The 10980-nt window shown below is 62.7% G+C and carries 12 protein-coding genes; 4 read left to right on the forward strand and 8 right to left on the reverse strand.

The window, feature by feature from the left end; genetic code table 11:
- Positions 1 to 69: 69 nt before the first annotated feature.
- The 4 genes from pufL (at position 70) to dxs (ending at position 5018) form a co-directional block, all read left to right on the forward strand.
- Positions 70 to 909 (forward strand): photosynthetic reaction center subunit L, encoded by an 840-nt coding sequence (gene pufL / locus ROSMUC_RS02025; protein ID WP_037268979.1) that lies wholly within the window; start codon positions 70 to 72, stop codon positions 907 to 909.
- A 3-nt stretch (positions 910 to 912) separates the two neighbouring features.
- Positions 913 to 1902, forward strand: coding sequence for a photosynthetic reaction center subunit M (gene pufM / locus ROSMUC_RS02030; protein ID WP_037268982.1), 990 nt, complete (start codon positions 913 to 915; stop codon positions 1900 to 1902).
- Between the two features lie 3 nt (positions 1903 to 1905).
- Positions 1906 to 3000 (forward strand): photosynthetic reaction center cytochrome PufC, encoded by a 1095-nt coding sequence (gene pufC, locus ROSMUC_RS02035; protein ID WP_037268985.1) that lies wholly within the window; start codon positions 1906 to 1908, stop codon positions 2998 to 3000.
- An 89-nt stretch (positions 3001 to 3089) separates the two neighbouring features.
- A complete protein-coding gene (gene dxs, locus ROSMUC_RS02040; protein ID WP_037268986.1) occupies positions 3090 to 5018 on the forward strand; it encodes a 1-deoxy-D-xylulose-5-phosphate synthase in 1929 nt (642 codons plus the stop codon).
- Between the two features lie 2 nt (positions 5019 to 5020).
- On the opposite strand, the gene ROSMUC_RS02045 is transcribed toward dxs, so the two are convergent.
- The 8 genes from ROSMUC_RS02045 to puhA all read right to left on the reverse strand — a co-directional run bounded on the left by ROSMUC_RS02045 (position 5021) and on the right by puhA (position 10979).
- Positions 5021 to 5455, reverse strand: coding sequence for a c-type cytochrome (locus tag ROSMUC_RS02045; RefSeq protein ID WP_245875093.1), 435 nt, complete (start codon positions 5453 to 5455; stop codon positions 5021 to 5023).
- A gap of 109 nt (positions 5456 to 5564) precedes the next feature.
- The gene (gene hemA / locus ROSMUC_RS02050; protein WP_037268989.1) at positions 5565 to 6779 is read right to left on the reverse strand and encodes a 5-aminolevulinate synthase; all 1215 of its coding nucleotides are present in this window, start codon (positions 6777 to 6779) and stop codon (positions 5565 to 5567) included.
- Positions 6769 to 7581: a putative photosynthetic complex assembly protein PuhE gene (gene puhE, locus ROSMUC_RS02055; RefSeq protein ID WP_075571696.1), complete on the reverse strand. Its 813-nt coding sequence runs from the start codon at positions 7579 to 7581 to the stop codon at positions 6769 to 6771. Before puhE ends, hemA begins: the two co-directional genes overlap by 11 nt.
- Before the next feature lie 63 nt (positions 7582 to 7644).
- Entirely contained in the window at positions 7645 to 8769 is a 1125-nt protein-coding gene (gene acsF / locus ROSMUC_RS02060) for a magnesium-protoporphyrin IX monomethyl ester (oxidative) cyclase (RefSeq protein WP_037268995.1), read from the reverse strand.
- Positions 8766 to 9062, reverse strand: coding sequence for a hypothetical protein (locus ROSMUC_RS02065; protein ID WP_037268998.1), 297 nt, complete (start codon positions 9060 to 9062; stop codon positions 8766 to 8768). The genes acsF and ROSMUC_RS02065 overlap by 4 nt, the downstream gene beginning before the upstream one ends.
- Before the next feature lie 15 nt (positions 9063 to 9077).
- On the reverse strand, positions 9078 to 9545 hold the full coding sequence (puhC, locus tag ROSMUC_RS02070) for a photosynthetic complex assembly protein PuhC (protein ID WP_037269001.1): 468 nt from the start codon (positions 9543 to 9545) through the stop codon (positions 9078 to 9080).
- A gap of 15 nt (positions 9546 to 9560) precedes the next feature.
- A complete protein-coding gene (puhB, locus tag ROSMUC_RS02075; protein WP_037269003.1) occupies positions 9561 to 10193 on the reverse strand; it encodes a photosynthetic complex putative assembly protein PuhB in 633 nt (210 codons plus the stop codon).
- Positions 10194 to 10205: 12 nt separating this feature from the next.
- On the reverse strand, positions 10206 to 10979 hold the full coding sequence (gene puhA, locus ROSMUC_RS02080; protein ID WP_037269006.1) for a photosynthetic reaction center subunit H: 774 nt from the start codon (positions 10977 to 10979) through the stop codon (positions 10206 to 10208).
- Between the last annotated feature and the right edge of the window lies 1 nt (position 10980).

Here is a 10980-nt window from a genome sequence, read left to right on the forward strand (position 1 = left end):
GCGGCTACCTAACGAAACGAAACGGCTGAGCGGGCAAACTGAACAGCCGGACAACGCGGGGACCACGAGATGGCTTTGCTCAGTTTTGAAAGAAAGTACCGTGTCCGCGGAGGAACGCTGATTGGCGGCGATCTGTTCGATTTTTGGGTCGGGCCCTTCTATGTCGGCTTCTTCGGGGTCACGACCGCATTTTTCGCAGCCCTTGGCACGATCCTGATTTTCTGGGGAGCGTCGCAGCAAGGGACGTTCAACCCATGGCTCATCAACATCGCGCCGCCTGACCTGAGTTACGGTCTGGGCCTGGCACCGCTGATGGAGGGGGGATTGTGGCAAATCATCACCTTCTGCGCCACCGGGGCCTTTATCAGCTGGGCGCTGCGCGAGGTGGAAATCTGTCGCAAACTGGGAATGGGCTATCATGTGCCCTTTGCCTTCAGTTTCGCGATCCTGGCCTACATGACTCTGGTGATCTTTCGCCCGCTTCTTATGGGGGCCTGGGGGCACGGGTTTCCCTACGGGATCTTCAGTCATCTGGATTGGGTCTCGAACACCGGATATGCCTATCTGCACTTCCATTACAACCCGGCGCATATGCTGGCGGTGACGCTGTTCTTTACCACCACCTTCGCGCTGGCGCTGCATGGCGGCCTGATCCTGTCGGCGGCCAACCCCGAGAAGGGCGAAGAAATGAAGACGCCCGATCACGAGGATACCTTCTTTCGCGACTTCATTGGCTATTCGGTCGGCACGCTGGGCATCCACCGCGTCGGATTTCTTCTGGCGATCAATGCGGTCTTCTTTTCGGCAGTCTGTATCATCATTTCCGGCCCGGTCTGGACCAAGGGCTGGCCCGAGTGGTGGAACTGGTGGCTCGACCTGCCGATCTGGCCCTCTCAGGTAGGGATGTGAACCATGATTGAATATCAGAACATTTTCACCCAAGTGCAGGTGCAGGGCAAGCCCGAGATGGGCATGGACGACACCGGCGGGCGGCTGACGGCCGAACGCGCCGGCAAGCCCTTCTTCTCGACCCTCGTCGGCTGGCTGGGCAATGCGCAGATCGGACCGATCAACCTCGGCATGCTGGGCGTGGTCAGCCTGATCAGCGGCTTCATGTGGTTCTTTATCGTCGGTCTCAACATGCTGGCGCAGGTGGGCTGGTCCTTGCCAGAGTTCCTGCGGCAACTCTTCTGGCTGTCGCTGGAGCCGCCGGGACCGGAGCATGGGCTGTCGATGCCGCCGCTCAATGATGGCGGCTGGTATATCATCGCCTCGTTCTTTCTGCTGGTTGCAGTCTGTGCCTGGTGGCTGCGGACCTATCAACTGGCGGCAAGCCACAAGATGGGCAAGCATGTCGCCTGGGCCTTTGCCTCTGCCATCTGGCTCTTTCTGGTGCTGGGCCTCTTTCGGCCGATCCTGATGGGGTCCTGGTCCGAGGCGGTGCCCTACGGTATCTTCCCGCATCTTGACTGGACCACAGCGTTCTCGATCCGTTACGGCAACCTCTATTACAACCCGTTCCACTGTCTTTCGATCGTGTTCCTCTATGGCTCGGTGCTGCTCTTTGCGATGCACGGGGCGACCATTCTGGCTGTGACCCGCTTTGGCGGCGACCGCGAGTTGGAACAGATCGTGGATCGCGGCACGGCGTCCGAGCGCGCCGCCCTCTTCTGGCGCTGGACCATGGGGTTCAACGCGACGATGGAGGGGATTCACCGCTGGGCCTGGTGGTTTGCGGTTCTCACCCCGATCACGGGTGGTATCGGCATCCTGCTGACCGGCACGGTCGTGGACAACTGGTTCATCTGGGCACAAGAGCACAACTTTGCGCCGATGTACGACGGGTCTTATGGCTACGAGGCTTATGGCTCTTACGAGGCCTTTATCGGAAAAGGAGAGTAAGCCATGTTTCCCAAATGGTTTGACAAATGGAACCGTGACAATCCGACCAACATCTTTGGTCCGGCGGTGGCCATCGGCACAGTGGGTGGCGCGGTCTTTGTAGCAGCCCTTCTGGTGACATGGGGCCAGCCCTATGCCACCGAGAGCCTCCAGACCGGCCCGCGCGGCACGGGCATGTCGGTGCCCGAGTTCAAGCTGGATCTGGCCAAGCCCGATCCGTCGATCGAGAGCTTCCTTGCGTCCACTTCGGCACCGGTGGTGCCGCAGGGGGGCGAGCAGACCGCCGGTGAGGCGCGTGAGAACGTGCCGCCGGGGTTGGAGGGGCTGACGGTCGAGAACTATGACCGCCTGCTGGCAGCGATGCGCGTCTGGACCGGGATTCCCGATCTCTTCGAGAGCGTGGACAGCTACCAGACTGCCGTTGGCCATGTCATGATCGGTATGACCCAGAACCTCAACGAGGAATGGTCGGGCCACGTCAATGCCAACAAGGAGGTGGGTGTAACCTGTTACACCTGTCACCGTGGTCAGCCGGTGCCGTCGGATGTCTGGTTCAAGATCAGCCCGGTCAATGAGACCGTCGAAGGCTGGTCGGCCAATCAGAACCGGGTGACGGTGCAGTCGCAATATACCTCGTTGCCGTCGGACGCGCTGGAGAAGTACCTGCTCGATGGCGAAAGCATCAAGGTGCATGATCTCGAGTCCCGCGTGGCGGGGGTACCGGGCACAGATGGGTATCCGGGTATCCAGCAGGCCGAACGGACGTATTCGCTGATGAACTATGTGGCGAATTCGCTCGGGGTGAACTGTGTGTTCTGCCACAATTCCCGCGCCTTTTATGACGGGGCGCAGGTCACACCGCAGTGGGGCACGGAGATCCTGGGTATCGAGATGGTGCTGGAGTTGAACAACACCTATCTCGTACCGCTCGAAGGTCTCTTGCCCGAGAACCGCCTTGGCCCGGTCTATGCCGACGCGCCCAAGGCCGCCTGCAAGACTTGCCACAAGGGCTATCAGCAGCCCCTGCAAGGCACCAATGTGATCGGCGACTGGCCGGAACTGGCCACTACCAGCGGCACGCCGGATTACAGCAACTGACCAAGCATGGGGGCGTCTTGAGGCGCCCCCGTTGCCCCCATGCCGCCCCTCGTGCGGGTGGCATCAGCGCCACCGGGGAGGAGGCCGCCATGACCCACACCAGACCCAACACACCGCTTCTGGACCGCATTGCCGGCCCGTCTGACCTGCGCCAGATGCCGGATCGGCAATTGGCGACCCTCGCCGATGAACTGCGCGCTGAGGTGATTTCCGCCGTGTCGGAAACCGGCGGGCATCTGGGCTCATCCCTGGGCGTGGTCGAATTGACGGTGGCCATTCACGCGGTGTTCAGCACGCCGATGGACAAGCTGATCTGGGACGTGGGCCACCAATGCTATCCTCACAAGATTTTGACGGGTCGCCGGGACCGTATCCGTACCCTGCGGCAAAAGGATGGGCTCTCAGGCTTTACCAAGCGCAGCGAGTCGATCTACGACCCCTTTGGGGCCGCGCATTCCTCGACCTCGATCAGTGCCGCGCTTGGCTTTGCCGTGGGGCGGGACATGGGGCAGGCGACCGGCGATGCGATTGCCGTCATCGGGGATGGTTCGATCAGTGCGGGCATGGCCTATGAGGCGCTGAACAATGCCGGGGCCGAGGGGCGGCGGCTTTTCGTCATTCTCAACGACAATGAAATGAGCATCGCGCCCCCTGTTGGGGCGATGTCCTCCTATCTCAGCCGGATGTATGCCAGCGAGCCTCTGGCGCGCATGGCCTCCCTTGCCGAAGGGTTCGAGGCCGCGCTCCCCACGCCGCTGCGCGAGAGTGCCAAGCGCGCGCGGCAACTGGTAACGGGGCTGACAGGCTCTGGCACGCTCTTTGAGGAACTGGGATTTCAGTATGTCGGGCCGATTGATGGCCATGACATGGGGCAGCTTCTCTCGGTGCTGCGGGCCGCGCGCACGCGGGCCACGGGGCCGGTTCTGATCCATGTCTGCACGGTCAAGGGCAAGGGCTATGCCCCGGCCGAAGGGGCGGCGGACAAGGGGCATGGTGTGTCGAAATTCGACCCCGCCACCGGCGCTCAGGCCAAATCCAAGCCCGGCGCGCCATCCTACACGGGCGTCTTCGGGCAAGCGCTGGTCGATGAAGCGGCGCGCGATGACCGGATTGTTGCGGTGACCGCTGCGATGCCCGATGGCACCGGGCTGACCAAGATGGCCGAGCGCTTTCCGGCGCGGGTGTTCGATGTGGGCATTGCCGAGCAACATGCCGTGACCTTTGCCGCCGGGATGGCGGCGAGTGGCCTCAAACCGTTTTGCGCGATCTATTCCACCTTCCTGCAACGTGCCTATGACCAGGTGGTGCATGATGTGGCCTTGCAAGGGCTGCCGGTACGCTTTGCCATCGACCGCGCGGGGCTGGTGGGGGCCGATGGGGCCACCCATGCGGGGGCCTTCGATATCGGCTATCTGGGAAATCTGCCTGGCATGACCGTGATGGCCGCCGCCGATGAATCGGAGCTTGTCCATATGGTTGCCACCGCCGCCGCCCATGATGCAGGCCCAATCGCGTTCCGCTATCCGCGCGGGTCTGGAACCGGTGTGGCCCTGCCGGAACGGGGCAAGCCGTTGGCCATCGGCAAGGGGCGGGTGATCGAGGAGGGCAGCGATGTGGCGATCCTCAGCTTTGGCGCGCATCTCTTTGAATGTCAGGTCGCGGCTGATATGGTGGCGGATGACGGGATCACAGTGACCGTGGCCGATGCCCGCTTTGCCAAGCCGCTCGATACCGATCTCTTGATGCAGCTTGTCAGCCATCACCGCGCGCTCATCACCGTAGAGCAGGGGGCGATGGGGGGCTTTGGCAGTATCGTTCTGCACGAATTGGCGCGGCGCGGTGCCTTTGACAAGGGGCTGATCCTGCGCACGCTCTGCCTGCCGGATCGCTTCATAGATCAGGCCGACCCGGCGGATATGTATGCCGATGCCGGTCTCTCAGCCACGGATATTGCCTTTGCGATACGTGCCGCCCTGGCCGGGCGGGCCGAAGTGGTGCCGCTGCGCCAGATCCGCTGAACCTACTGCGCCGGAGGGCGGGTCACGGTCTGGAGATAGGCCCAGACATCGCGTGCCTTTTGCACATCGCGCAGTTGATAGGCCATCTTGCCGCGCGCGGTGGGATCATCGAGATAATTGCGCAGATAGGTCGTGGCATCGCGCACATAGACCACGAAATCCTCTTCGTTCCAGCGCAGGCCGGATTTTCCGGCCGCAACCATCGAAGTGGAATAGTTGAAGCCCGGCACGCTGCCCGCATGCCGCCCGATCACGCCATAGAGATTGGGGCCGGTGCGCCCGCCCCGGACAACCGGTGTTTCGGTCTCATCAATGATCGAATGACAGGCGCGGCAATCCTTGAAGATCATTTCGCCGCGTTTGACATCGGCCGCTTGTGCCGATGCCCCAAGGCTCGCAAGCCCAAGTACCAGGATCGCGCATCGGTTGAGCATCATGACGCCTCCTCGCCTCCGCTTCCCTTGTATTAGGTGGGCGGTCTTGAGGTTGGGTCAATCAGGGGGACGGGCGGATCACGTGGTTGTCACCGCCCGTGTGCCAGTATGATTACGCGACAGCATGCGCCAGGGCACATTGCTTCCACAGCACGGTCAACGCCCGCACCAGCTGGTCGAGATCGGCGTCCGAATGCAGCGGGCCGGGGGTGAAGCGCAGACGCTCGGTCCCCTTGGGCACCGTCGGATAGTTGATGGGCTGCACATAGATGCCATAGTCGCGCATCAGGATATCGGCCAGCATCCGGCATTTGACCGGGTCCTTGATCATCACCGGGATGATGTGGCTGTCGTTCGCCATGTGCGGGATGCCTGCACGGTCCAAGAGCGACCGCAGCCGCGCCACCTGCGCGCGCTGTGCCCGCCGCTCATCCTGGGATGTCTTGAGGTGCCGGATGCTGGCCGTTGCTGCTGCGGCCACGGCCGGGGGCAGGGCGGTGGTAAAGATGAAGCCGCTCGCAAACGAGCGGATGAAGTCGCACATCGCCGCAGAACCGGTGACATAGCCGCCCATGCAGCCATAGGCCTTGCCCAGCGTGCCCTCGATCAGGGTGATGCGATGCGCAAGGCCGCGCTCTTCTGACACGCCGCCGCCCCGTGGTCCGTAGAGGCCCACGGCATGCACCTCGTCGAGATAGGTCATGGCACCGTGCTTTTCGGCCACTTCGATGATCTCTTCCATCGGGCTGATGTCGCCATCCATCGAATAGACGGATTCAAAGGCCACGATCTTGGGGGCATTGGCGGGCAGGGCGGTCAGCTTGCGGTCCAGATCCTCGGGGTCGTTATGCCGCCAGATCACCTTTTTCGCGCGGCTGTGGCGGATGCCTTCGATCATGCTGGCGTGGTTCAACTCGTCCGAGAGGATCACCGCATCGGGCAGGCGCGCGCCGAGGGTCGAGAGGGCGGCCCAGTTCGAGACATAGCCCGAGGTAAAGAGCAGCGCCGCCTCCTTGCCATGCAGATCGGCCAGTTCGCGCTCCAGCACCAGATGGTGATGCGCCGTGCCCGAAATGTTGCGCGTGCCCCCCGCGCCGGTGCCACAGGCGTCGATCGCGTCTTTCATGGCTTGGCGGACCACGGGGTGCTGTCCCATGCCGAGATAGTCGTTGGAACACCAGACCGTGACCTCTTCGGGGGTCTGGGCATCATGGCTCTTGGCCTTGGGGAAAGCGCCGCATTGCCGCTCCAGTTCCGCGAAAATGCGATAGTTGCCTTCCTTTTTCAGCGCGTCCAACTGCGCTGTGAACATGGCATCAAAATCCATGATGTCCCTCCGGTCTTGATTTTTCAGGTGTAGGTTTGGGCGCAGGCAGCATCCAGCGCCAGAGTTTTGCATCCGGCAATGGCAGCACCATCAACCAGTGTTCGAGAAGCGCCAGCGCCGTGATCGCCGCCAGCAGGGCAAAGCCAACCGCCGAGCCGGGCGTCGGCGCGGACCAGAGCCGCTCCAGCCAGCACGCCACGGCAAAGCTGAGCGCCGAGACCGAGACGGGAAAGAACCAGCCCACCGGGGCCATGCGGAAATGGCTGGCAAGATGCGCCAATTGCGCGGGCAGGAATTCGGTGTTGATCTTTGGCACGCCGAAATAGAGGTTCAGCTTGGCGCTGATGCGCGCGAAATAGAGCACGCTGAAGGTCCAGAGCCCCACGGTATTGACCGCCTCGGAGGCATAGAGCCAGAGCAGGATCAGCACACCCGTCAGCAGCATTTCATGGTAGGCGACCGTGCCCCAGGCACGGATGAACCGTTCCCATCCCACCACATGAGCGGGGCAGGGCCGGGTATTGGGGCCTGTGATGGCCCCCGTGAGAAAGCTGAGCTCGATCCAGCCCCAGATCGCCAGTGCCGCCAGGAACGCGCCGCAGGCCGCGCCGGTTCCGGTCTGTCCCAAGCTGGCCTCATAGCCCCAGATGCCAAGGGCCAGCACCGGCAGCGCCATCAGCACCGCCCGGCGTCGTGCCGCAGCCCCCCGCCGTTCGCAGAGCTGCACGACGATCAGGATTGCCCCGGTGGCGAACCACCAGAGAAAAACCGCCATCAACGCTGCGATCCAGGGGCTACTCACGACGGTCCTTTCATCTGGCCTCAAATACCTCGGGGGGTGTGGGGGGCTGGCCCCCCACGGGGTTCAATAGGCCGGTTCCATCCGGGTCGACACGGGCAGGGCGTGCTTTTTCGCCGGGATGGTATAGAGCCCGACAAAGGCCGCCGCCGCGCGCATCTGTGCGCCCAGCGACCGCAATCGCCCGCTGAGGCCGCCCTCTGCGCGAGCCTCTGCCAGATCGGCATTGGCCTTTTGCAGCCGCACCAGCCCGGCTTGCCACCGCGGATGGTCGATATCGAGGGTGATCGGGAAGATCTGGCGGCTGAGCGCGCTGGTCTTGGTAAAGACCTCATGTGCATACCAATCCGGATCAACGCCGAGCGCGTTGTGGAATGCGGGTCGTTGATGGTCGCGCACATACATGGTGGCGTAAACCGCCGTCAGGAAGAACTTGATCCAGAGCACATTGCGGCCGGAGGTCAGTTTCGGATCGGTCTTCATCAGCAGGGCAAAGGCCTCGCCATGGCTGAACTCGTCGTTGCACCATTCCTGAAACCATTTGAAAATCGGGTGGAAGCGGTGTTCGGGATGCGCCTCGAGGTGGCGAAAGATCGTGATATAGCGGGCATAGCCGATCTTTTCGCTGAGGTAAGTGGCGTAGTAGATGAACTTGGGCCGGAAATAGGTGTATTTCTTTTGCTGGGTCAGAAACCCGAGGTTCACCGCCACGCCCGCTTCGCGCAGCGCGTCATTGATAAAGCCCGCATGCCGCGCCTCGTCGCGCGCCATGAGTTGAAAGAGCTGGGTGATGTCCTTGTTGTTGCCGCGCCGTTTCATCTCTTTGTAGAGGACGCAGCCAGAGAATTCGGCGGTGCAGGAGGAGACGAGAAAGTCGATGAACTCTTTCTTGAGCTTCGGCTCCATGCCTTCCCAATCGACGTGATCCCAGTCTTCGTTTTTCTTGAAATGGCCCTTGTTGGGGTCTGCTTCCATCTGGTCAATCAGCTTGTCCCAATCCTCGCGCACCGAAGAGACATCGATGGCATCCAGCTCGTCGAAATCGGTGGTGTAAAAGCGCGGCGTGAGCAGGGTGTTCTGCATCGCGAGGTCGGTTGCGGCCTTGCTGTCGAACTTGGCATTTGCCTCTTGGATGGCGAGACCCTCTTCGACGGTGGTGGCGTCGGCGGAATGTTTGACGGCGATATTCATAGCGTCACCTCATCGGAGAAGGAGAATTCACAGAGTTCCATCACTTCGAAATCGCCGGTCAGGCGGGTCCAGAGGCGCTCAAGCGCGCTCGCGCGGATGATCGTGGCCTCGCGGTCTTCGCTGACGACCATGCCGTAGGGGGCCATGATCTCGGGGCCGTGGACCTTGACGCTGTCGCCGGGATAGACGGTGGTGCCGTTGTTGAAGCGCACATGGGCGTGCAGGCTCTCGAAACAGTGGCTGATTTCGACCGTGCAGGGGGCGCGTTCAAATTCGCGTGTCAGAAGTCCCATGGTGGTGATCCTTTCCTAGCGGGTCAAAAGTTTGGTGAAAGCCATCGAATTGGTCTGGCCAAAGCCCATCAGGTCCGCGCCCCATCCGGTCGAGGGGTCGTAGACCGAGAGGCGGCTATCCTTGCGGGCGATGATGGTGACGGGGCCGGTGAGGGCCACGCCATGCTTGGCGCGCTCGCGGTCGAGAACGCGGGATACACCGGCGATAAAGCCACCCTCTTCGGGTGAGAGATTGGCAATCAGGGTGCCATTGGCATCAAGGATCGTGGCAGCCCCGCCCATGGTGCCGCTCAGGAACACATGGCGTTCCAGCACGATCTCGCTCGCGGGCGGGGTGGCGACCAGCGGGGCATCGGTGAGGCGCGCATAAGTGACCAGCGCCAGCACCGCCAGCACCAGCCCCAGCATCGCGCGGATCATCACGCGCGGCACGAGATCGCGGTCTGGCGGGGCCTTGTAACGGGGGGCGCTTGTATCGGTCATCTTATCCGTTCCTGTTCATTCAGCCGCGATGGCGCGCGGCGGCGCGCTGCGGGTGATCTTGGGCGTGGCGACGCGTGTTTCCGCAGCCTCTGCCAGCAGGTGTGCCACCTTGGCCGCCTCGGGGATGCAGCGCAGCGCCGGCTGGGTGCGGCGCATGACCCAAGGGCGCACATGCGGCCAGCACACAAGGTAGCTGAGCCGCGTGTCGCCCATCAGGTCGAGCACGATGGTGCCGGTGCCGCCCTTGCCCAGCTTGAGGTCGGCGCGCCCGACCTGCGTATAGGGCAGGTTGAGCGTGACGGTCAGCGCCGCACCGATGCGCATGGCCACGCGGCGGTTCGTGATCGTATAGACCGTGGCGCGCGCCTGGATATAGCCCACCAGCATGAGCATGAGGCAGACCACCGCGCCCATGATCACGAGCGGCAGGGCGGCGGCAAAGGCCGTGACGAGCGGCATCTGGTCCATCATGGTGATGAACCGCCAGACCGCGAGCACGACGAAATATCCCGCCACCCACGGCAGGCTGAGCGCCTCGACGCTCAACCGCCACCAATCGGGCGCCCCCTGCCAGAGAATACGCTCGCCCTCGGGCGGGGTTTCGGGCAGGCCCCTTACGGGTTCAACGGCAAAATCGTCGTGGCTCATGGTCTTGGCTCCTTATCCCAGCAGCGGCTCTTGCCGTGCGTCGCTGGCATAGAGGGTGCCACCGCCGTAATAGCCGCTGATCTTGTCCTCTTCGAGCAGCGTCACCTGACGTGACGAGGCATGCTGTGGCACGCCGCCGAAATGCTTGCCAAAGATCGAGCGGACATTGACGCGGTCCGATTTGATCCGGGCAAATGTGATCGGCACCAGACGTTTGCCCTCGCCATGCGGGGCGGCCAGTTCGATTTCCAGATAGCGCACCAGCTGCTCGGGTTCGTCGATCCACATGTCGCTGATCTTGCCCACGATTTCGCCGTCTCCGGCAACGACCGGAAGGCCCCGCGGATCACGCCCGGCGGCGACCACGAAATGCTCGGTCGCGGCCATCGGCACGATTTTGGGGTGGCCATGGCCATCCAGTTCCGGCACATCGCGGCGCGGCGCCCAGGACGCAGGACCAACCCCATCGGCCATCGGATCGCCGGTGGGGGCAAAGGGGAACCCATTGCCTGCGGCGGTCTTTTCCAGCGCCAGATCGCTACGTTCGGGGTTTTGCCCCGACGGCACGGTCAACTCGCCCCGACCATGCGGCAGCTTGAAGGTCTTGTCGCCGGGCAGCGGGAACAGCCCCTGATTGGCCGACGGCCTGCCATCGTCATCCTCGAGCGGATAGCCTTCGCGCATGTTTTCGCGCTGAATGTAGAAAATCAGCAGGGCAAAGAACCCGTAGAACAGCCAGAGCGAGAGGCTTGCGAGATCAAAATTTCCAAAGAACGGCTCGGTCATG

This window comes from Roseovarius mucosus DSM 17069 (assembly GCF_000768555.3).
Lineage (GTDB): Bacteria > Pseudomonadota > Alphaproteobacteria > Rhodobacterales > Rhodobacteraceae > Roseovarius > Roseovarius mucosus.